This window comes from Bdellovibrionales bacterium (genome assembly GCA_016716765.1).
Classification (GTDB): domain Bacteria; phylum Bdellovibrionota; class Bdellovibrionia; order Bdellovibrionales; family UBA1609; genus JADJVA01.
Window position 1 is genome coordinate 151,230 of sequence record JADJVA010000004.1, and the last position, 20,761, is coordinate 171,990.

The window sequence follows — 20,761 nt, forward strand, 5'->3', positions numbered from 1 at the left end:
TTCGTAAATGGGAAAGGGGTCCGTACGCGATTTAATCGAGATAAAGCCCAATAGGACTGAGATAACTTTATGAAAACGACAAGTGCAAAAGATATTAGCATAATTTGCGGTTTTCTCTTTGCGCTTTCTGTTTCTTCTAGCTGCGGGAAAGCTGACTACCGGGCACTTTCTTCTGGGCAATCAGCGAACAATAGCAATAATAATGTTCCTGACGACAATGATCCGCCACCGACAATTCCTCCACCTCCAGCGGAGGATCCAGAGCGCTTTCACACGAGGGGATCTGGTGGTCAAAAAGGAAATACAAATCAAACTTGTCAAAGTGGAAGGTCCTTTAGGTTGCTTGTCCCTCAGTCTTATTCGCCGGCGAATGCGAGCCCTATTGTGGTTGCAACATATGGCCTCGGTGATGACTATCAGAACTTTGATGCGACTATTAAGGCCGGTGGATGGCATCAGACAGCTGAAAATAAAAATCTTATTTTAATGACCCCAGCAGATGCAAATAATGATCGGGAAAGTTTTCTTCACCTCATGGGAAGTAATCAGTTGGATGAGCCAGCAACGAAAAAAGAAATCTCTGATATCATTGAATGCATCTATTATTCGATGGGTACCAAATACAATATCGATACGGAGCGGATTCATTTTATTGGGATGTCGGAAGGGGCGGTGTTTGCGGGGTATGTTGGACTCGTATCTTCTGAGCAGGTGAAATCCGTGGCTCTTTATGCGGGCGCTATCGGTCACCGTTCCGGTCTCCCTCGTCTTGTGCCTTCTTTTTTTCTAACAGGGACTGCTGATTTCAGTTTTGATGCGATTCTTGACGTTGCCAAAGATTGGAAAACTGCGGGTCATACGATCAAAGAAGTTTACCCCTCTGGTGTCGGGCATTCCTTTCTCGGCTTGAGCGCTCAAGTGTCTTCCGATACTGTTTGGACCTGGTTGGATACTGCTGCTGCGGCCTCGCCCGTGAAAAGCACCTACAAACCAAAATAAGAACTCTGTACTCAATCTGATTCTCATTCTCATTTTTTGTTCTTGTTCCAGTGCCTGTTTATGATTTGCAGATGTTCTTATGTGTTTTGCAGAATTCTGTGCAGCCTTTGCCCTGTGTGCCGTACTGGGTACAATATTTTGTCATTGGCGCAAGGCAGGCAGAAGTATTTACCATCTGGGAGTCTGAACAGTCGAGAGCTTGGGTTCTAAAGGCTGTCCTTGTCTGATTTTGAGACCCAAGATTTGGGCTCATAGCCACTTGGTTGACCTGGTGATTGTAGTTAAGAGTGACGTGGCAAGCATCTGCATGCGGGATTTGTTTGCAGAACCCTGAGCAAATCGAATCACTCAAGCGGTTGCCGGGAACAATCTCCAGACAATAATCATTGATTGGATCAAAGCAAGCGGGTTTTGAGAAGTTTGTCGAATCTGCACAATCTCCCAATTTATTTAGGAGGGACACTGTGTTCGGACTCCCTGGCGTGCCCGTTCCATTTCCTGTGCTTGTGCCTGTGTTTGTGATGGGATCTGTGCCCATGGCTTGAGACTCAGAGGAATCGGTGTGCTCTTCGCCGCCACCGCTGCCGCCACCTTCGCCCCCTCCGCTCTTGGTTGCGAGCGCCACTGCACCGGCCAAAACAGCAGCGCCTCCCAATGTCCAAGCTAAAGTATTCGACGTGCTTGCAATGGTACCAAGGTTTGTATTGCAAGAGGCCATGTGGCCGTTCGCGATGTAAGCATAATCCATTTGGGCTTTTGCGGCCTGTGGGAAAGACGGAGTCATTTTCAAATATCGATCGGCTTCAGCTTTATGGAATTTAATTTGCTCTCCACAAAATTTCACGCAAACCTCACGCGCGGATTCGCAAGCTGATCCGATGGCGGCGCTTGCCGCCTGACCAGTCTGACTGGCACCTTGCTGAATAATTGCGTTTGGGTTGATCGCAGTGCTTTGCTGGAATCCCATGGTCGTGATGACAGAGGTAGCAGCACTCTCTTGCGCGCTTTTAGTTGCTAAGCAAGCAGTCGTCATCTTCTGGTAAGTGCTCTCGCAACCCGGATCGCTTGCGCCTTGCGCGTGGGCCAACAATGGGAGCGCGAACACGACAAGCAGGTGAAGCCTCAAAAATGAAGCAAATCTGAAAACACAGAGACGATTCTCCATTTTCTTGTATTCCCCCTCTTCGTTTTCAAACTGCCCTTCTTATTTTTTGCATACTCCCTTATGTGTTTTACAGAACTCTGCGCAGCCTTTGCCCTGAGAGCCATATTGAGAACAGTATTTGGTCATCGGCGCCTCACACTCAGGTTTGTTCGTCATTTGTGATGACGAGCAATCTGGCTGTCCGGCAGAAGCCAATGTTCTTGTTCCCGAAGTAGGGACTGCAATTCTGGGACTCATTGAAGGTCCAGATTGAGTTTGTGTTGCGGAGATGTAGCCTGGTGTGCCGCGCGCTGATGATGAGACGTAACCTGGAGTGCCGCTGGGTGTCTGCTGAACGCGCGGGTAATATGAGGTACCTGGTGTTCCTGTGTTAAACGGTGATCCAGATGAAGATGTCTGATCTGTTGTTGCATTTTGATCTATCGGTTGAATTGTTGGGACTCCACCTGGGGTCACGTATCCCACAAGGTATTTGCAGGAGTCAGCTTCAGGCTTTGAAACACAAAAGCCAGCACATGTTGGATCACCAGAGCGACTTCCTTCTGCGACTTGGAGGCAATAATTGTTAAGTCTATCAAAACAATCAGGGCGGCCATAATTGTCCACATCAGAGCAAGTGCCCAGAGAAGCCAATGAGGAGCTAAAGCTTGGATCCTTAGAGATCATTGAGCATTTAGACTTTATATCCTCAGAAGCACTAATCCTGGCTGATAGAACGGCCACACAATGGTTGGTGGTCCAATACTCAACCATATCATCATAAGTCTGAAATCCCGAGTCCGGGTCGGTGCCAATCGGATCCACCGACGTAGGATCGCCAGGAGTGGTGGGTTCACCGCTGGAGGAACCGCTGTCACTATTCCCACTTTTGGTAAGAAGAAAAATCCCACCTGCAGCGGCCGCTGCAAGGCCAAGTGTGGTGGCGCTTATACCAGTTTCAGCTACGACAGTACCCATTTGTGTTTGGCAACGTTCTGCATTTGCCTTGGCAGTAGCAGCTAAGCCTTCTTGGCGCTTGGCTTCGGCCTCGTTTTGGGTGGAGGCGGCTACGCTCGCGCTTTTGTTGTGTCTCTGTATTGCCTGTGTACAGATCTGTTCGCATTCTTTAAGTGTCTTAGCGCAAGAAGCCGACACGTTGGCATTTTTTTCTTGACCGATCAAGGCTGTTTTCTGAGCCTGTTCGGCAGCGAGGTTCAGGCCCGGTCGACATGCGAGACTGCCCTCTTGGTGGCCATTTGAGGGGTATTGAAGGCTCTGTCCTGCGGGGCATCCTCCCGAACTAGTTGCGCTCGCCACGCTTACTTGTCCAGCCACATCATTTGTTGCCATTGCTGTGATACACACTTTTCCAAGTTCCTCATATTCTTTTTGGCAGCCAGGACTTATGTCTGCAATTGCATTATTTTGATAAAAAGGTGAGCCAGCCAATCCAAGTGTAAAAAAAACTGCAAGCAATTGCCTTCCCAAACGACTTCTATAGTGACTTCTATTATTTCTTGATTTTAAAATTCTCATCGTCCTGACCTGCCATCCCTTTTTTTGGCCAACATCCCGATCATGCGCATTCGGAAATCGGTATGAGCCAATTTGTATTATTAAATCCAATTTTTTAGGACTTACGCAGAAGAACGGTCTATCAACTTCATGTCCGAATTTTACGCACCCACAGCAGAGCTAAGCCACGTCCTAATAATAGTACCGCTAATTCTAAATTGTAGAAATCTGATTGATAGAAAATCGACAAAAAGTTAAAATTCTAGCGCTTTTCGTCTCATTTTGATATGAATATGGCCGAGGGCCATTTTTCTATTGAATTCGGACCGGGGAGGAATGGTGCAATCGGTGTGGCAAGACATGCACAGCGAGGTACAAATAGAAAGCCGTGTAAATGTCGCCAATACCATCATCAATAATTTTACGAACATCCTCTAGTTCAGGTGATCCTTCTGTCAATTTGAGAACCTTGATGCTACGACCTTCAGATGCGTCGCTGGCCCAGGCGTAATATTCCAGGAAGTCGTCTAGATAGGGATCCTTTGGACGGATCAACAAAATCACCACGTCCTGGCCGCTCAGAATTTGCTCGGGAGTTGAACTCTTCATGCTGATGTGGCTCACCTCCACGTTATCGACACGACGTCTTGCAAGGAGTCTCCGGACCACGAGCTCCCATCGCGGCGAAATACACATCCCATCGGAGCAAACAAATCGAATTCGGACGGGTGGTTTGTTGTAGAAATCCCTGGCAAGAATTGCCTTATGGCAGCTGACAGTTTCACTCAATCCTGGTCCGGTCCAGCATATGATTGCAATCGATAGTATTTCGGGAGTTCGGTTTAGTGCACTATTGATGAATCTCGAAAATGTTTTCAGTCTGGAAATGAACGAAATATGAGATACAAAAATAACCATAGTTGAAGGTTACCCCAGAGCAATTGGCGTGCCATTTAGGAAGAGCTGATGTTGCACAAGAGATGAGATTTAGATGGTAAAAAGGAAAAGATCACTCAAAACTTTACCAAAAATAAATATTTTACAAATTCGCCTATTCAAAGCCAGAAGGCCCACTCAAATTATTATACGACTCAAAGATGATTACTTCAGATCAGCCAACAATAGAAAAGAAGTGCCGCCCAATTGTATCACCTCAATTTTTTTGGGTTCTATTTGTTATTGTAGAGAGTAATCGCGCTCAGCGAATTTTTTATATGTCCTTCGATGAGCTTAGTCGTGTAGGTGACATATAATAAAGTATTGTTTTTTCTATCATAGATTCTTCTGACATTTAGTTCCTTAAAGAGGTTAAAAAATTTCTTATTAAAGCCACCCTTGTCGACAGAGAAAATATCTTCTCCTTCAGTGCTCTTTTCAATTTTCCTCAAGTCACTTTCAGATATTGGACCCGTTTGTCGGCATGCAATACTTGAATCTGATGGGTCACTTGAAAAAGTCAGACCAGTTGCTTCCACAGTTGAAATAAAGCAGGTCGCTCCAGATACAATTGGATCTTGAAATGCCAATACCTTCAGTCGATTGCTACTTAGGACGTTCCAGCCCCTGGAGCCCATTCTAAATGCGCCGACCTCCTCTGCAAGAACAGATCCGCTGGCCACTGCAACCATAAGAGCAAAAATACACTTTTTCATAATTTTCCTCATTCCTGATGTTTATTGTTTTGAAAATTCACAGGGAATCCCCTCTTGAGAGAGACCTCTATCTAGCTATCACTTTATTGTGGAGTATCCTAACAGTTGGTTCAGCAAAAGCCGAAAGCCTAAATGCTATGAGTGTCGTTAGCAGCAAGGATACAGGTATAATTATTACCATTGAATTCTCCTAAGAACCTTGTAGAAGTTTGTCTCCGATTCGCGGGTCGATAGGCAGAAATTATGGAGCTAGATTTTTTGTTATCATCGGGATCGTGATGATGAAGGAATTGAGCAAAAAAATGAACAACTAAACAAATCGTTAGGGGAGGCATTTTTGTGAATACGCAGAATAGGAAATTAAAGGTTCTTAAGAAAATATTGTATCTCTGTCTTTTCGTGTTCGTTCTTGGGGGGGCACGCGATGGCCGGGCCGAGGGGAAAATTGAATCTCATGGTACCTATTGGTCAAACGGACATTTTCTTGCTCGACCTCTCAAATCCTCTGAGGACAAGGGAATGTTTGCTGGTCTTGGAACAATGGAACTTGAGGTTAGCTACGGGGCTATAGAGGGGCACGATAAGTATGTCGGATTGAACTCTTCGGTTTCAACCAAGTCTCCAGCTGTGCTAGAGAAATTTCGCTCCCTTGATCTCAACAAAACCTACGTTTTTGTTTATGAATATCCTCATCCCTTAAATCCTGTTTGGAACGATACTCATTCGCTGATCACTGAGATTAAGGATGTTGAACCCATCGGCTCTGTTCCGCCTTTTGAGAAAATCGATGTGCCAAAGACGGAAGGGCGTTTTGGAAGATACAGTCCCGATGGTTCTCGAAATGGTATTTTGGTTGAGGTCGAGCGTTGGGGATTCTTCTCAAAGGTCTGCACTTTAACTCTGCACCTGGGCGGCATGGCGGGAGGCCAAGATCTATCAAATGTCTTTACGGATATGGTCATTTATGGAGAGAAAAATTGTGCTGCTGCGGAAGCTCTTTTGCCTTTTGCCCGCGAGATCAGAGTGGGTTACTCGCAGGATTTTATTGAAGTCTGGGAAGGCTCTACTCGAATTGTCCACAGCATCGATGTTTTGACGCAAGCTCATTTAGTTGGGCAAAAGGCCACCGGTTCTATGAGTTTTGACGAAATTCAGAGAGCACTTTTGGAAGACCCGGTATTTTTAAAGAAACTGAAGAAGCAGCTTGATCGGAGTGAGTGAAAAGTATCAGTGAATTAGAATTGATTTTTTTGTGCTATCTAAGCAGAGAGGCCGACCCAAGAAGGGCCGGCCCAGTGGTGATTGATTATTTCTCACGGATGCCTGCACAGAGTATCATTGTCTCCAAGAAGAAGACCGTGTATCAGCGGCGACCGCAGGACCGAGTAAAGACTTCGCTACGGCCCCGATGGCATTCAACGACTCGACAGCCCAAAAGGCGTTCGTCTCTGCATTGGAAGATGGCATCTCGGGAAGCTTCTCTTTCGGAGGATCCATATCCAGGATCGCTTTTGTAGAAATGACCACGTCCATCATGTCCTTGAGCTACGCATCTGTAAGAGGTGCTTTCACATCTTTCAACACAGTCCCCGTGTTCTCGAAGGCAAGACCAGCAAGAGTCATGGCCATTGGAGTGTTCCTCATGTCCCCGATCTACCGCGCGACATTCCATGCCATCGGAAGGGCGACCAGGACGACCTGGAAAGGGCCTGGCGGGCGGAGGTGGTCTATGCCCATCTCGGTGATCACGGATGACGTCAATGATATCAAAAAAATCACCGGCCCCACGGGCTTCGCTCTTTTGAGTATGAATGAAAAAGAGCAAAATTGTCGATAGTGCAAAAAGAAGCGAGCTTTTCATGTTTTTCATAAGTTTATCCCCCTTGTATTATTGAATCCCCGTTTCCATCGGAGTCGAAATGACACTTTTGATGGATACGAACTAGAATATTACAAAGGTCATGCCAGAAAATCTTGGCAAAAAGGCTCCAAAATAAAAAAATCCGAGATATCTAAATGACATCTCAGAGTTTTATAGCGCCTTATCGTAGTTGCTTTGTCGGTTACTGAACTTGGTAGTGACCTGCTGTTGTGCAAGAATATTCCGTCTGGGGGCCATTTGTTGAAATATGCATTGTGGAGATATCAATGAGAGACTTTTTTGTTTCCGGGTCGAAATAAAGGTGGGCGTAGCCGGATTTGCCGAGGTCAGCCGAAAGAATAAAAGCTTGATTAGTTAGGTCCCCGATATAAACCACTCGACCGTCACCAGGGATAAATTCAACATTGGGTTCAGCCCTGGGGTTGAGTGGCTTTTCTGTGACGGTCCAATAGGAGCTACTAGGAATATGAGGTGCTCCCGCAACCTGTTTAACAATATACGTCGGTGCGCCCAGGACATCAGCTCTTGAGCAGGTGAGTAGTTCCACTTCGACATCAGCGAATGCAGCAGAACTGAGAACGAGACTAGCTAAAATAAAAAAAACCTTTTTCATTATTCCTCCCCTAGCGAGCCTTAGGTCGCTTTTGACTTTAGGCTTCTGGTTGTTAGTTCAATTTTGATAAATCCACTTATTAGCCTAGGCAGAACATAGGAGGAAATCTCAAATATGGGCAAGACTAACTGTAATATGTAATTAATTTATGAGGGGAGACAAATGGTGTATCAACTTTCTGGTAAATAAGGGGGCATACGCTCGACTCGCTCGGAGCTCACCCTTCGTACCCTTTGATAAATTGGATGGCCTATTTGGCTTGATTCCAATTGACACCAAGTTCTTCAGGGGAGCGGGGTCCAATTGTGAAATCCCTTGGACTTCAGCACAGGTGCCCATGCTTCGGCAGCTTCGTTGTCTCGAAAAATCACAATTGAGTTTTTTGTGAACCAGGTGCCAAGGCCCCTTTCCTGCAAAAAGGCTTGCCAGGCTTTTTTAATCATCAGGGCATGATTTAGCTTGGCCCCTGGGCTGTCTTGAAACTCCTCCCAAGCACGGACATACTCTTCGACGGTGGAGGGGTTAAAAAAATCAGGATTCTGAATGAGAGCAGAAAAACTCTGATTGGTGCGTAAATCGAACGTGATCATGACCTTAAGATCCTCTGAGAGTACGCTCGCGGTCTTCCTCGCTTCTCTGTATATTTCTGCCGAAATAGTAGAAGGCTCTCTAGGGATAGGTGCGATATCAAGATCGCTGATAGTGGAAGGCTATGAACCGAAGTCAAAATGAACTCGGCTTCCATAGATGACAAAGACATCAAATGCCTGCAAATGTGGACTGCTTTTGAGTCCTTTCAAAAGCATCTTCATTTGGTCTTCATTTAGACCCATCGGGGGTCTAAATTTTTGCTGTCTGAAGAGGGCCGGAGGTGAGAACTCTTCTGAGTCGTAAGGAGAACCAATAGAGGTCTGACGGGAAATTCCATTGGGGTTTTGGAGCGCGGATGTGCAGGCAGCATTGGCGATTGAACTTTGAGCTCCAGTAAGAGAAGCAAACAAGAGGACGAGGCGACCAAAAGCTATCTTTATATCGATTTCCGCAATTACCATAAGTGTGCCACCAATTCATGTTTTTCGACCCGAATTCGCAGTGGGAATGAGAGTCCTTGGGGTTCGGCTATGAGTGATATAATGGGACGGAACTGGTGCTCCTAACAAAAAGAGATTAGAAAATATATCGAAAAGGTGTGCTTTGATTATTTATTGAAAAAAGGAAAGATATTTGGATCAGATTTGGCAGAAAATCCAAGATTTTAGAAAATTAAAAAAAAGCCTAATTTTAGAAAAGACCCAGATTCAAGAAAGACCCAATGCCATGGCCTTGGCGATAATGGGCACGCCTTTGGCAAAAAATATAGGAGCGACTTTCATAGGCGCCAATCCCTTTGCAGTAGAGGTCCGTCAGGTATCGGAATGGCTCTTGCTCTAGATTGTGTCGGATTGTTGAAAAATATAGAAGGAGCTTTAAATGCACTCAATGACAAAAAAAACAAAGATAGTTGAGGCGGTCTGTACTTTTATTCTAGCTGTATGGACATTGTCGGCGTTCGCCGATTATGAGAGTCGCTACCAGTATTCTAAAGAAAAGGGGGACATAGGATTTGGGGCTACTTTGGGTCCAAGCCTTGGCATCTCGGCTTCCTATGCTTGGTCTTCGACTAACACAATAGAAGCAGCCGTAGCTATGGAAATGAAGGGCGTACAAAATATTCGCACATGGGCTGATTACCTATGGGTCCACCCCAGCTCTCTTGAAGTTATGAGCGTTGATTTTGGTTGGTTTTGGGGCGGCGGAGTCGGTTTTAGGACAGAAAACGATCCCGACCTGGAGGAGGAATACCTGGCCGGTCCTCGATTGGTTGGGGGGTTGACAAAGTCATTTGATTTTCTTGCCCTGGAATTGGTGGGGCAGCTTTCCTACACCCAATACCTCACACAGATCACTAAGGGCGAGCCTGATATTTCGATTGGATTGCGTTATTATTTCTGATTGGGTACGTCCCTTTTGATTGTATCTTGTACTGATACAGCAAGGCTAAAACAGATGGCCAATATGATCGCAAAGAGCAAAGAGCGGATTCATTAAGAGGTTGCTCATTGAGTGTTTGGAAGCTGGAGCAACTTCAGATTCTTATTATGATCAAAGAGCTCGTTATCTTGTCAGTGCGTTTGAAGGTCCTTTGCACTGGATTGAGTCTCAATTTTCAAAGGATGCTTGTTAGCTTGTCATTGTTAGGCTGCCGTTGGCCCAGAAAGTGCAGTCTGTCGCCCAATAGAATGCTTTGCGTGAATTTTGAGGGAAGAACAATGTGCTTGTTTGGGTCATATTTTTGGAATGTATTTTTGTGGCCTTCTGTTTTTTTTACAGCCACTCAGATCTGCTTTGCGAGCTCTCCTTCGAAGCCTTCTTCAAATACATTAGGCAAGCCGACTACTGAGAGATTGATCAGCAGATTTGAAGTCAAGGCCTTTACATTTCAAACCTTGTCGGCTCGCGAAGGGAGCATACTTTACAGTCATGATCCAGCCCGCATGCGCTGGGAGCTGGCGATCAGGCGAGTTGAGAAGGATAAAAATGGTGAAATGGAGATCGCGAGCAGTTTGAGACAAGTTGGGCGAAGAGCTTTTCCAATCGTTCTAAAGTCCTTGGCAGGATGGGGAAGTGAGGGACATCACTTTAGAGAGGTCTTGGACCGAGCCCTTCGTGATTATAACAGGAATAAGAGAGGGCGTCGAAAACAAAGCCTTCAGATTTCTCAGGAAAGTGTGGCGGTGGCCAGCTATTATTTAGGAGGAAAGAATCGGATCACAAAGGAGTTTTATCTGTTCGTGGATTACGATTCATCTGGAATCAATCTCTGGGTGGTGAGTCGATCAGGAATGGGTAATGAGAAATTTGAAGGCGGGACGCTTGAGTCATCAAGAACTTCAAGGCAGTTTGATAAAATTCAGACATCACCGGAAGAGGGCCAAGCCGAGAAACGACAGGCAGCCGGTTTTGCGGATAGTGTTTTAGCCCGTCTTGTTGGAAAATACCTTGTTAACTCTGGAAGAGATCAGATTCGTTTGGTCTTACATCTACAAGATATCACCAGCGATCGAAATGGCGGGATAGAGTTGAAAGCAGGGATAGGACTCGCCGGTGGAGGTATTCAAAATATCGATTTTGGGCCGCTGACCTCGGCAGGAGAGTTTTACGATACTTATAAAACCTACTATAATGAAGAGCGTTTGAAAAAGAGACAAAGGAATCTGGGTTTTGTTGAGCATGAGAGCATGGTGTATGTCGGAAAATTGGATTTTGGAGGAAGAAATCAGCTCACAAAAAGATTCTATCTTATAGTTGAATGGCCCACTGCCGAAATCAAGACATGGATCGTCAGCAAAAAGGATTCAGGTGTTGAGAAAATTGAAAAGGTGTATTTGAGAAAACTCCTGGACGGGTGCCAGGAGTTTCTTTCGAATGAAAATGAATAAATAGACAGATAATGCTATCCAAATTAAGGAATCCTTACCGTAATAGCAGCTTCCCCAGAAACATCGGGATTTCTAAAACGAATTACATAAGTGGCTCCTGAAGGATAATTACTCAGAGGTTGATCCAGGTAGTAGTGATTGCCGTCGGTGCTCCATTTTTCAGGTAAGAATCTAGTCCAATCGAACGTGCCATCAACTTTTGTCTCTCCCCGTGGACCGGCATTGAGAACGGTGATTTTGAAACGACCGCCCGAAGTGCTGAATGAGGCGCTAACGGGCTTTAGCTTTGTGCCCAAAGTGAAGGTTTTTGAACCGAGTTCAGGATTGGTTTGCCCTTGAAGATCGATTCCGAAGGCTTTGATCGTGTGTGCCTGACCATTTCGATAGCTATTAGGGATTCTAAATTCAAAGCCATGGTTGCCTGGAATTTTTACGATGTCGTTGACGTCGGTGCGCACTTTGTTGGCGATATTGTCTCCAGCAAGTGCACCATCGATGTAGTATTGTATGGCGATGCTGACATTGGCATCGTTGGGATCATAGGCCCATCCAGCCAAGATTCCATCTCCAATAAAACCATCAACGATTCCACGAGGCGCTTCGTTATTGCTTCCAGAGGTAACGCAGGCAGCTCTGGCAGTATCGGGTTGAAATCCACTGTTGCATGATTTCACTCGGCAGACCCCACCCGTCCACTGTTGATTTGTTGTATTGCAAGTTTGACCTTCCATTTGTCCTACGCCGTTGGCTATATTGCAACTGCCACCTTTCGTCGCAGGATCGCATTCGTTTCCACCGCTGCTCAACTCAGACCGATAGAGTTCTTGAACTCCAGAGGCATCGAGTCCGCTCATTGGGACGATCTGTTTAATCTTTTCGCCCTTGCGACTTCGGATGGTATCTTTTCCGTTCTTGGAGAAAAATTTTACCCCATAGTGCATAATCGAATTGAAATCGTAGGCGCCAAGAATAACACCGGGTAGAATGTCGAACTGATCTTTATATTCTTCTACAATGTTTTCGTATAAAATTTCGACGAAAGTGTCACGGTCTGTTCGTGATTGTTCATGCCAAAAACCCAAAGCATGAAGTATTTCGTGAACATCAGCGGCCAAACCGCACCCACCGGATTGCACAAACACGGGTTGAGCACCGCCCTGTCGACCCACGTAAGAGCCGCAAGTATTGGCCTGATCGGACTTTACAAACTCTAGGTAGTCAGCCTCATTTTAGAGTTCCCCAAAAATAGTGGACAGTTTTCTTCGAGCGGTTTAAACAAACCGATGGGAGATAACAATGAGTTCAAAGAGAAGGGTTTTTTCAGAAGAGTATAAGGCCGAAGCCATTGATTTAGCAGAGAAAATGGGAACAACAAAGGCCTCACAAGATCTAGGTATAAATCCGGCAAATATTCGTCGATGGAAAATCGAAGCGCAATCAGAGCGCCCTGCGAGCGGCGCGAAACCTATGAAGAACTGGAGCTTGAGGTTCGAGAACTCAGAAAGGAAAATGAGTATTTGAACAAAGTCAGCGATGTTCTAAAAAAAAGCCTAGGGATCATATCAAAGGATCAAATGAGAAATTCCAAATGATTTTGGACCTTTCAAATGAAGTTCCTATCAACCGCCTGTGCAGACATTTTGGGGTGAGTACCAGTGGGTATTACCAATGGAAAGCGAATAGTCAGTTCAAATTCTTGACGAAAAAAAGGGAAATCTGCAAGGAAATTGAGGAGATTTTCAAAGCTAGCAAAAGTACCTATGGCTCACCAAGGATCTTTCATGAGCTGAGGAGCAAGGGATTTTCTGTAAGTGAAAATACTGTTGCGAAGTATATGAGGGAGATGGGATTGGATGCCCGATTAAAGAAAAAATATCGAGTGAGAACGACTAATTCGAACCACGAGGGCCCAATTGCTCCACGAGTTTTCAGGATCGAGGATGATCTGCCCAAAGACTCTAATCAGGTCTTTGCCGGAGATATCACTTATCTGAGATTTGGATCTGGCTTTTTCTATCTGGCCATAGTTCTCGATGTTTGTACCCGAAAAGTTGTGGGCTGGTCGGTCACTGACAGTTTAGAAACCACCGGGGTCTTGAATGCTCTGCAGATGGCATTGGCTAATTGCGGAAATAGAGCGAAGATCGTCTTTCACTCGGACCGCGGGATTCAGTACGCGAGCAAATTATTTTTGGCTTTGCTAAAGAAGAAGGATGTGATTCCGAGCATGAGTCGCAAGGGAAACTGCTACGACAATTCGATTGTTGAGAGTTGGTTCAAGTCATTCAAGTCTGAGTGTCTTTACCGTCATGACTACAAAACCGAAGCAGAGTTGAGAATCTTAGTTTTGAGTATATTGAAACCTGGTACAATAAAAAAGATTGCATTCATCGCTTGGCTATCAAAGTCCTTTGGAGTATGAATCAACACTAAATGCCGCCTGAGAAACTATCCAGTTTTTCTGGGGAATTCCATTTGTTCTTTTTACGAACTTGATCCCTGTGTTGTCAGTAATGGCTCGCATGGCAGATTCGACACTGCCAGTGGCGCCAGAAACAGCGGAAGTAATCACATAGGGCACGATCCCTTTTGTCCAAAGTCGTCCGCCCTGAATCGCAAAAGCAAATGACTGAACCCCGTTGAATTCTTCAAAGTCAAGAACCCCTGTTTTTGCCGACGGGAGAACAAAGTTAAGAGGCTTAGAGTTGAGTTCGTCAATTTTTCCCAAAACAATATCATCTTCAAAAAGCGCATATCCACTAAGATTTCTAAAAGCCAAATCCTTTTCGTAGATTTGATCGTCTTGAAAAAATCTTGCTGTGACAAATCCACGAGATCCGTCGGCAGAAAGTCGCAAATCCGTTGGACTAAACTTCCCGCAATGATTACCGACCAAAGTCAGAAATAGTGCACTCATCGCGATTAAGATCTTTTTGAAATAAGATTTGTTAATTTTTCCCATTAAAACCCCTCGATTGATTGTTCAATGGGTGGAAGTGCAATTTTTCGGGTCGACCGCGTTTGTTTGGAATCAGGTAGTTAGGCTTGAGCGACTGCCTTAAATCCATACACCTGTCAGTTTCTCTCTGACACCCGTCTCATAATGAAACTTGGGTGAACTGTCATATCAGGGGGGTTGGTGCTGTGTTGAGATCAGCCTCGATCTATTTAAAGCTGGTGTTCTTGTAGAGAGTCAATGCTGCTTCGATGACTCGATGAGCTTCCGCGCAGTCAAAGAACTCTTCCACCTTGACGATTTTATTTTCCAGTGCCTTGTAATCCTCAAAAAATCGTCGAATTTCTTTGATTCTGTGCGGAGGTAGGTCATTAATAGAATTAATTTGGGTATATTCAGGATCATCGGCGTGAACTGAGATGATTTTGTCATCTGCCTCGCCCTGATCCAGCATTTTCATAACGCCAATTGGCTTTGCTCGCATAATACAAAGAGGGACTGCTGCCTCCTGTCCCAAAACGAGAATGTCCAGAGGATCATTGTCTTCGCAATAGCTTTGAGGAATAAATCCATAGTTAGCTGGGTAATGGACAGAGCTGAAAAGGATTCGGTCCATTTTGATCAGACCGCTCATTTTATCGAGCTCGTATTTGACCTTAGAGCCCTTCGGAATTTCTATGATAGCATTTACAAAAAAGGGAGATTGTTCTCCGACTGCTACGTCGTGCCAGGGATGCATGGGACCACCTTGTTGTTTCTTGTTTTCAGCAGATATTAGTTCATTTCAAATTTTCTTTTGCTTGCTCAAGTTGCCCAATAAGAGAAAACCATTTTTCCTCCAGACTCGACATTTGTTTACCTAAATCACTTAGCTCTCTCATTTTAGCTTGGGCCTCTGATCCCGACGATGTCTGTAAAGCTTCGGTCAATTCAATGCAGCGCTTTTCGTCTGAGGATATTTTTCTTTGAAGAAGAGAAATTTCCTTTTCGAAGGCAGAAATTTCTTTTTCAATTTTTTTTCTCAGCTCTTTAGGCTTGGAGGAGTGACCAAGTGAGTTTTCTGAGCTCGGGTTGGTTGAATGCAGATTGTTTACTGAGGCCATGGCGTGAAGCGTCGTATTGCCCATCGCTGGTTCTGACTGATGAGAAGGCGTGGATAGAATCCCTTGCCTCTGGCTCCAAACATATTCGTCGTAGGTTCCCGGGTAGAGTAGGGCTTTGCCATCTTTGATTTCGATAATCTTTTTCGCGAGACGCTTGATAAAACTTCGATCGTGACTGACGATGACGACGGCTCCCTCATAGGTTTGGAGGGCTTGAGTGAGCGCCTCAACGGTATGGAAATCCAAATGGTTGGTGGGCTCATCAAGAATAAGCAAAGGTGATCGCTTCAAGAGGATTTGTCCGAGCGCGACTCGTGCCTTCTCGCCACCAGATAAAATTTTGACCTTCTTTTCGATGTCTGTTCCCGAAAACAAAAGTGCCCCTGCCAAATCTCTTGCTTGCTGAGGAATGATGTCTGGATGAGCTTTTCGCATGAGAGCTTCATAAACAGTATCCGTCAGATTGAGCTCCTCTGCGACATGCTGGGCGTAATAGCCTGTCGTGACTCCATGTCCTGACTTTAGCGTCCCTTGGAGGGGAGCCATAACTCCGGCGAGGACTTTCAATAAGCTTGTCTTACCAGCTCCGTTGACACCGACAATTCCAACGTGATCCGCCCGTTCAAGGGTGAGTCCAATACCAGATAAAATAGTCCGGTCTCCGTAGCCGATACATAGATCTTCTGCAGAGAGAACAGTCTTGCCCGTTCTAAAGGGAGGGGCTATTGGAATACTGGCTCCCACCAAAATGGGTTTGAGTTCGATAGAATCCATTTTATCAAGTCGCTTTAAGCGACTCTGAACTTGGCGGGCCTTAGTTGCTTTGGCTCCGAATCTGGCGGCAAATTGAAGGATCGTTTTACGTTTGGCGTCCTGAGACATGGCTTGCTTAGAAAGCTGTTCTCGCAAAAGGGCTTTTTGTTCAAAATAGTCATCGATATGTCCATTGAACTTTGTAAAATCTCCAGCCTCCACCTCAAGAGTGTGATCTGTTGTGCGCCGCAAAAATTCTCTGTCATGTGAGATGAGTAAAAAAGCCCCACCAAAGCTTTGGAGAAATTCTTCCAAGACAAGCAGAGATTCGAGATCCAAATAGTTTGTTGGTTCATCAAGTAGAAGCAAGTTTGGCTGTTGCCCGATAAGCCCAATGAGCTTGCATCTCATCCGATATCCACCACTGAGTGCAGCAAGGGGAGTGGAGAGATGGCTATCGGAGAGACCCATCTTTTGTCCGAGTCTCTTGAGATCCCAGAGAGGCATTTGGCAGATGTTTTCCCAATACTGCGAAACTGTTAACCCAGGCTCTAGGAATTCCTCTTGTGCCAAATAGCCAAGGCGCAGGGAATGAGAGCGAATAATTTGGCCGCTGTCTAATTGATCTTGGAGAGTGAGACAGCGAAACAAAGTGGTTTTTCCAGCACCGTTAGGCCCGATCACGCCGATATGTTCGCCCTCATTGACCGCGAAACTGGCTCTTTCAAAAAGAGTTCGAGAGCCAAAGGCTTTGGATCCATTGTGTACCTGTAAGAGAACGTCCGCCATAGATCGACCACCATACCAAATTTTGTAATAAAATCATGCGAGGAATTGGAGTTAGGCGTTTTTCTTGCTGATCACTCGTTGCTGATCGAGACTTTGGCAGTCAAAAGAGGCTTTAGAAAGTGAGTTGTTGTAAAATTATTTAAATGCCGCGTCGATTTTACATGTTATGTAGAGCGATTTTACGCATTAAAATCACTAAGAAGAAATAAAAATAGTTCCATTTTGGCCTCCCGGTTGGTACCACTGTAGCCGATCGGTGGTGGCTCTCGTTGGCCATCATCTACACAGTACAATAGGATTAGTTCAACCTTACGCAAAGTTGGGGGTTTCCATGGGTAAATCGCGTCGGCCAGGCCTGCTTTCTATTTGTGTTATCTTCATGGTGGCATATATTTTCCTCAATTTATCTTTGGTGTCTTCAGCAGGTGAAGAGTCCCCCATGTCTCCTGGGCGCGTTGATCTTTCGAAGCATTCAGATCGATTGAGTCGTCATATGGCGGCGCAGTTATCCTACTCTCTGGATCAAATTTTAAACAATATTATCGGCGCCAATCAAATTCTGTTTGACGGTCCGGTGGATTCGAGAGGGCTTCCAGGAGCAGTTCTGGCAGCCCCAAGTAAGGAATGGGATGAGAGGCGAAAGGAATGGCAAGACTATCGAAAAAACTGGACTCGCGATGCTGCAATCACGATGCGGTTGGTATTTAGAATTATGGCCAAAGGAGAATTGGATTATCTTCCCGCGGAACGGAAATTGGCCCTAGCCAGGGCCTACGTGCAATTTTGTGAAAAGGCCCAAAGCATTCATTTTAAGGATGGGAAATATGATTTAGGTCACGCTCTTGTCATGCCCGATGGTAAACCAAATCCCAATGAATGGGGTTATCCTCAAAATGACGGACCTCCTTTGCAAGTCATCGCTCTTTCTGAAGTTCTTCAGCTGATGAGAGAATTGCGTACTGTCGACATTCCGCTGCAGAGGCTAATTTTGACGGTGATGAAACGTAACATCGACTATATGGTCGAGCATTATGATAATCCGGCGGTCGAGCGATGGGAGGAGGAAAAGGCCCGGGCGCACTTTTCAATTTCAGTTGAGATGCTGCGAGGATTGCACACGGCCTACGCTTCTGCAGAGATGTTTGATCCTTCTTTGAATGCTCGAGTGGCTCTCAATCCGTCAATTTTGTTACCAGCAATGATTGATTTAGCTAACAAAATCGAAGAGCGCTTTATAGGCGTTGGCGCAGGGTTCATTCCGGCCAAATACGATATGATTCCGGATGGCAGCACGGTTAGAGATAAAACGTCGCAGCTGGATATGCAGGTCATTATGACTTCGATTGCAATGAACAAATACTGGGAGATGAACATTCCTCAGGTGAGAGAAGATTTTATTTATCCCCCCAGTCATCCGTTGATGCGTGCAACTTTTGACAGGCTGAGAGAGGACTTTAGGCATCGTTATAATGTGAATCAACATGGGGTTGATTCGGTGAGTGGCCTTCACCTGCCAGGAGTGTTGTTTGGGCGATATGCGGAAGACACTCATTTTGACGGGAGTCCCTGGTTTATTACGACATTTGCCGCAATTCAATATTTACTTTGGGACGCAGTTCAAATTCAAATTTCCCCTTTGGTCATTTCGGATGTAGATTTGCCTTATTTTCAACATCTTGAGACGGGGCTGGACGCAAAGGTTTTGGTGCCGGGTGTCTACGCGGGAAATAGCGAAGTTCGAACAAAGGTTCGTGACGCACTTGTTAGGTCTGCCGAAGAGATTTTCTTTCGTTTGATGGTTCATACGGGAAGTGAGCTTTCTTTGACTGAGGTTTTAAAGAAAGTGGGTGGCTTTAAGTGGGGAATACATGAACTCACTTGGAGTCATGTCGAGTTCGTAAAGACAAAGCGAATGTTCGAAAGAGCACAGGAAGAGTTTGGTCTTAAATTGAGTTTTAATGTGAACGGTCCCGTATCGACTGCTGTGGAGACGGCAGTGTTAGCTGAGGAGAGGGAAGTGGCTCAGCAACTACCAACTGCTATTGTTGCGGCACCTGATGCATCGCTAAATCCAGTCGCTACTCATGATGGTATGAGTGGTGCAACGATGGTCACAATCGCTGCTCCAGCAGTTGAGGAGGCTTCGGGCCTGTCAGGACAGAAGGCTTCTCTTTGCAGGATGTTCTTGGGACGTGACGGCTCAGCAGCAGGTGATTTGGCTTTTGCTCAATAAGCAGAGCGCAGCACACTTGTCTTTAATTAAAAGGTCCTAGGTTCAGCTCCCGTCCTCTACTTGGGAATGGGACCGTCGGTATTGTTTGGAATTTCTATCTCAACTGCAGCCTCCTTCACTTCGCCATTTTTCGTGAGATATTTGATAATGAGATAGGTGCCAGTAGCTGAGGTCAACATAGTCACATTGTCTTTCATATCCCTAGATTTTAGATACGCCAATGGATTGAATTTTCCAGACGTCTCAATGGAGAGTATTCGCGAATCACCCATAATTTTTCGAGCCTTCAAGTAGGCAGAGACTAGGTGGGGGACTTCTCGAATCACACGAGGAACATAATATCCGGTCGCATCGCCAACTAACCCACACACAACACCAGAACATAAGACGCCATTTCCACTCCAAAATTCTTTGAAACCATACTTAAGGCGCTCACTGGAGCTCATTTTTAACATTTCCCTGTAATCTGCTGAAAATCTCATTGCATTTGCCTCTATCTGTTTCAGTTCGTCAGGCGAAACGCTGATTTTGAATCTTTTGGTGGAAGCGTTCGGAATGATTTTTGCCATCATCTCAAACTCCCTTTCAGATAGAGCTCGTCCACTGGGAATCTTTGGGTTTGTTCCATACAATCTACCATTTACAAGGAGGTCGAAGTGTCCCTGGCTATCCCAAAAAACCAGCGTCACCCCATTTTCTCCATTGTTAGATCCTGCGATCTTAAGATTTTTTAGCGGAGCTATGAATGCCCCAAGTGCCCTGCCCAAGCCAGGCATAGCAACTATGGCTGGTGCACTGAGGAGAGCTACGATAGCACAATTGTTAGCGGCTTCTTTGGCTTGCTCTAACGGAGATTGATTTGTCGAGCACACATTTTCTTTTGCCAAGTCAGTTGTTTTAACTAGTTCTATCACTTTTCTATGTTGATTAGAACAAGCGGATCCAGTTGCTTCTGCCGCCATAGCAATTGTACTGAATTGGATACTTCCTCCCAAGTATAGAAGGGGATGCCTTAGAATTGAGTAGTTGGTTACGGCGCCACCCAATCTAATGGCGGCAATCGCTTCACCAATTCCGAAGGTCCCGATAGTTAGGATGGCATCGAAGGCCAGCCTGTCAACGAGCCTCTGAGTTTCGTGGCGGTCTTCATGACGTTCAAGAATGCACTTCTCTGCTTCAAAAAATGAATTGGCCTCTCGATCTTTTATTGTATTTTGTGTGCTACCGATGTCAATCAGGTCTGGTTGATCATTGAGCCTTCCTCTGATTTCTTCAAATTTGCATTTTGAATCTGAAGATTTTTGACTAATGAGGCAATTGAAATCCGACAGATTACTGTTATATCCGTTTTCTAGGGCACCACGGTTAGCTGTAAGTTGTTTGGAAATTGCGTTCGTAATTGATTCTGTCGAAAGATCATATCCAGTATTAAAGGAGCCATGCCCACGGCTGGGTTTCACTTTGACAGCTATTTTCTGAAACTCTTCTCCACGAATCCATGGGATGTCGTTTTTTAGAAGCTCAATGGCCGAAGCAAGAGGTTCGCATTTTTCTTTTGCTTCTTTTGTTTTTTCATCTGCACCTTTATAATATGATTTGGGTCGTGGCAGGCCAGGTTTGTGCAATGGTTTGGGTTCTGAAAG

The 20,761-nt window shown here is 45.3% G+C and carries 21 protein-coding genes; 8 read left to right on the forward strand and 13 right to left on the reverse strand.

Annotated elements, in window-relative coordinates; genetic code table 11:
• The first annotated feature begins 69 nt into the window (after positions 1-69).
• Positions 70-999 carry a hypothetical protein gene (locus IPL83_01870; protein ID MBK9037900.1) on the forward strand — a complete coding sequence of 310 codons (930 nt, stop codon included), beginning with the start codon at positions 70-72 and terminating at the stop codon, positions 997-999.
• Positions 1,000-1,057: 58 nt separating this feature from the next.
• Here the strand turns inward: IPL83_01870 and IPL83_01875 are convergent, their stop codons facing one another.
• The 4 genes from IPL83_01875 to IPL83_01890 all read right to left on the reverse strand — a co-directional run bounded on the left by IPL83_01875 (position 1,058) and on the right by IPL83_01890 (position 5,310).
• The gene (locus IPL83_01875; protein ID MBK9037901.1) at positions 1,058-2,164 is read right to left on the reverse strand and encodes a hypothetical protein; all 1,107 of its coding nucleotides are present in this window, start codon (positions 2,162-2,164) and stop codon (positions 1,058-1,060) included.
• Positions 2,165-2,203: 39 nt separating this feature from the next.
• Positions 2,204-3,679 (reverse strand): hypothetical protein, encoded by a 1,476-nt coding sequence (locus IPL83_01880; GenBank protein MBK9037902.1) that lies wholly within the window; start codon positions 3,677-3,679, stop codon positions 2,204-2,206.
• A gap of 291 nt (positions 3,680-3,970) precedes the next feature.
• Positions 3,971-4,447 (reverse strand): hypothetical protein, encoded by a 477-nt coding sequence (locus IPL83_01885; protein MBK9037903.1) that lies wholly within the window; start codon positions 4,445-4,447, stop codon positions 3,971-3,973.
• A 380-nt stretch (positions 4,448-4,827) separates the two neighbouring features.
• On the reverse strand, positions 4,828-5,310 hold the full coding sequence (locus IPL83_01890) for a CreA family protein (protein MBK9037904.1): 483 nt from the start codon (positions 5,308-5,310) through the stop codon (positions 4,828-4,830).
• Positions 5,311-5,649: 339 nt separating this feature from the next.
• Between IPL83_01890 and IPL83_01895 the strand changes: the two genes are divergently transcribed.
• Positions 5,650-6,531: a hypothetical protein gene (locus IPL83_01895; GenBank protein MBK9037905.1), complete on the forward strand. Its 882-nt coding sequence runs from the start codon at positions 5,650-5,652 to the stop codon at positions 6,529-6,531.
• A gap of 142 nt (positions 6,532-6,673) precedes the next feature.
• Here IPL83_01895 and IPL83_01900 read toward each other — a convergent pair whose 3' ends face one another.
• From IPL83_01900 to IPL83_01915, 4 genes are all read right to left on the reverse strand, one after another.
• Positions 6,674-7,180 carry a hypothetical protein gene (locus IPL83_01900; GenBank protein ID MBK9037906.1) on the reverse strand — a complete coding sequence of 169 codons (507 nt, stop codon included), beginning with the start codon at positions 7,178-7,180 and terminating at the stop codon, positions 6,674-6,676.
• Between the two features lie 193 nt (positions 7,181-7,373).
• A complete protein-coding gene (locus IPL83_01905; GenBank protein MBK9037907.1) occupies positions 7,374-7,805 on the reverse strand; it encodes a hypothetical protein in 432 nt (143 codons plus the stop codon).
• Positions 7,806-8,089: 284 nt separating this feature from the next.
• Positions 8,090-8,395, reverse strand: a complete 306-nt coding sequence (locus IPL83_01910) for a hypothetical protein (GenBank protein ID MBK9037908.1) — start codon at positions 8,393-8,395, stop codon at positions 8,090-8,092.
• A 120-nt stretch (positions 8,396-8,515) separates the two neighbouring features.
• Positions 8,516-8,857 (reverse strand): hypothetical protein, encoded by a 342-nt coding sequence (locus IPL83_01915; protein ID MBK9037909.1) that lies wholly within the window; start codon positions 8,855-8,857, stop codon positions 8,516-8,518.
• A 172-nt stretch (positions 8,858-9,029) separates the two neighbouring features.
• Here IPL83_01915 and IPL83_01920 point away from each other — a divergent pair, with 172 nt between their 5' ends.
• The 3 genes from IPL83_01920 to IPL83_01930 all read left to right on the forward strand — a co-directional run bounded on the left by IPL83_01920 (position 9,030) and on the right by IPL83_01930 (position 11,284).
• The gene (locus IPL83_01920) at positions 9,030-9,236 is read left to right on the forward strand and encodes a hypothetical protein (protein ID MBK9037910.1); all 207 of its coding nucleotides are present in this window, start codon (positions 9,030-9,032) and stop codon (positions 9,234-9,236) included.
• A gap of 39 nt (positions 9,237-9,275) precedes the next feature.
• Entirely contained in the window at positions 9,276-9,797 is a 522-nt protein-coding gene (locus tag IPL83_01925) for a hypothetical protein (protein MBK9037911.1), read from the forward strand.
• Positions 9,798-9,904: 107 nt separating this feature from the next.
• Positions 9,905-11,284 (forward strand): hypothetical protein, encoded by a 1,380-nt coding sequence (locus IPL83_01930; protein ID MBK9037912.1) that lies wholly within the window; start codon positions 9,905-9,907, stop codon positions 11,282-11,284.
• A gap of 23 nt (positions 11,285-11,307) precedes the next feature.
• On the opposite strand, the gene IPL83_01935 is transcribed toward IPL83_01930, so the two are convergent.
• On the reverse strand, positions 11,308-12,453 hold the full coding sequence (locus IPL83_01935; GenBank protein MBK9037913.1) for a hypothetical protein: 1,146 nt from the start codon (positions 12,451-12,453) through the stop codon (positions 11,308-11,310).
• Positions 12,454-12,580: 127 nt separating this feature from the next.
• On the opposite strand from IPL83_01935, the gene IPL83_01940 reads away from it, so the two are divergent.
• Both IPL83_01940 and IPL83_01945 read left to right on the forward strand, forming a co-directional pair.
• Positions 12,581-12,805: a transposase gene (locus IPL83_01940; GenBank protein MBK9037914.1), complete on the forward strand. Its 225-nt coding sequence runs from the start codon at positions 12,581-12,583 to the stop codon at positions 12,803-12,805.
• Positions 12,806-12,872: 67 nt separating this feature from the next.
• Complete coding sequence (locus tag IPL83_01945; GenBank protein MBK9037915.1) at positions 12,873-13,706, forward strand: IS3 family transposase; 834 nt, start codon at positions 12,873-12,875, stop codon at positions 13,704-13,706.
• On the opposite strand, the gene IPL83_01950 is transcribed toward IPL83_01945, so the two are convergent.
• The 3 genes from IPL83_01950 to IPL83_01960 all read right to left on the reverse strand — a co-directional run bounded on the left by IPL83_01950 (position 13,686) and on the right by IPL83_01960 (position 16,885).
• Positions 13,686-14,246 carry a hypothetical protein gene (locus IPL83_01950; GenBank protein ID MBK9037916.1) on the reverse strand — a complete coding sequence of 187 codons (561 nt, stop codon included), beginning with the start codon at positions 14,244-14,246 and terminating at the stop codon, positions 13,686-13,688. The two genes, IPL83_01945 and IPL83_01950, sit on opposite strands and share 21 nt — an antisense overlap.
• A 202-nt stretch (positions 14,247-14,448) precedes the next feature.
• On the reverse strand, positions 14,449-14,979 hold the full coding sequence (locus IPL83_01955; protein ID MBK9037917.1) for an inorganic diphosphatase: 531 nt from the start codon (positions 14,977-14,979) through the stop codon (positions 14,449-14,451).
• Between the two features lie 40 nt (positions 14,980-15,019).
• Positions 15,020-16,885, reverse strand: coding sequence for an ATP-binding cassette domain-containing protein (locus IPL83_01960; GenBank protein ID MBK9037918.1), 1,866 nt, complete (start codon positions 16,883-16,885; stop codon positions 15,020-15,022).
• Between the two features lie 331 nt (positions 16,886-17,216).
• On the opposite strand from IPL83_01960, the gene IPL83_01965 reads away from it, so the two are divergent.
• A complete protein-coding gene (locus IPL83_01965) occupies positions 17,217-19,118 on the forward strand; it encodes a hypothetical protein (protein MBK9037919.1) in 1,902 nt (633 codons plus the stop codon).
• Positions 19,119-19,174: 56 nt separating this feature from the next.
• Here the strand turns inward: IPL83_01965 and IPL83_01970 are convergent, their stop codons facing one another.
• Positions 19,175-20,743, reverse strand: coding sequence for a hypothetical protein (locus IPL83_01970; protein ID MBK9037920.1), 1,569 nt, complete (start codon positions 20,741-20,743; stop codon positions 19,175-19,177).
• Between the last annotated feature and the right edge of the window lie 18 nt (positions 20,744-20,761).

Excerpts from the sequence above, each read along its gene's own strand:
- IPL83_01870 (MBK9037900.1), top strand. The coding sequence starts at position 70 with ATGAAAACGACAAGTGCAAAAGATATTAGCATAATTTGCGGTTTTCTC.
- IPL83_01875 (MBK9037901.1), bottom strand. The coding sequence starts at position 2,164 with ATGGAGAATCGTCTCTGTGTTTTCAGATTTGCTTCATTTTTGAGGCTT.
- IPL83_01880 (MBK9037902.1), bottom strand. The coding sequence starts at position 3,679 with ATGAGAATTTTAAAATCAAGAAATAATAGAAGTCACTATAGAAGTCGT.
- IPL83_01890 (MBK9037904.1), bottom strand. The coding sequence starts at position 5,310 with ATGAAAAAGTGTATTTTTGCTCTTATGGTTGCAGTGGCCAGCGGATCT.
- IPL83_01900 (MBK9037906.1), bottom strand. The coding sequence starts at position 7,180 with ATGAAAAACATGAAAAGCTCGCTTCTTTTTGCACTATCGACAATTTTG.
- IPL83_01905 (MBK9037907.1), bottom strand. The coding sequence starts at position 7,805 with ATGAAAAAGGTTTTTTTTATTTTAGCTAGTCTCGTTCTCAGTTCTGCT.
- IPL83_01910 (MBK9037908.1), bottom strand. The coding sequence starts at position 8,395 with ATGATCACGTTCGATTTACGCACCAATCAGAGTTTTTCTGCTCTCATT.
- IPL83_01915 (MBK9037909.1), bottom strand. The coding sequence starts at position 8,857 with ATGGTAATTGCGGAAATCGATATAAAGATAGCTTTTGGTCGCCTCGTC.
- IPL83_01925 (MBK9037911.1), top strand. The coding sequence starts at position 9,276 with ATGCACTCAATGACAAAAAAAACAAAGATAGTTGAGGCGGTCTGTACT.
- IPL83_01940 (MBK9037914.1), top strand. The coding sequence starts at position 12,581 with ATGAGTTCAAAGAGAAGGGTTTTTTCAGAAGAGTATAAGGCCGAAGCC.
- IPL83_01945 (MBK9037915.1), top strand. The coding sequence starts at position 12,873 with ATGATTTTGGACCTTTCAAATGAAGTTCCTATCAACCGCCTGTGCAGA.
- IPL83_01950 (MBK9037916.1), bottom strand. The coding sequence starts at position 14,246 with ATGGGAAAAATTAACAAATCTTATTTCAAAAAGATCTTAATCGCGATG.
- IPL83_01955 (MBK9037917.1), bottom strand. The coding sequence starts at position 14,979 with ATGCATCCCTGGCACGACGTAGCAGTCGGAGAACAATCTCCCTTTTTT.
- IPL83_01960 (MBK9037918.1), bottom strand. The coding sequence starts at position 16,885 with ATGGCGGACGTTCTCTTACAGGTACACAATGGATCCAAAGCCTTTGGC.
- IPL83_01965 (MBK9037919.1), top strand. The coding sequence starts at position 17,217 with ATGGGTAAATCGCGTCGGCCAGGCCTGCTTTCTATTTGTGTTATCTTC.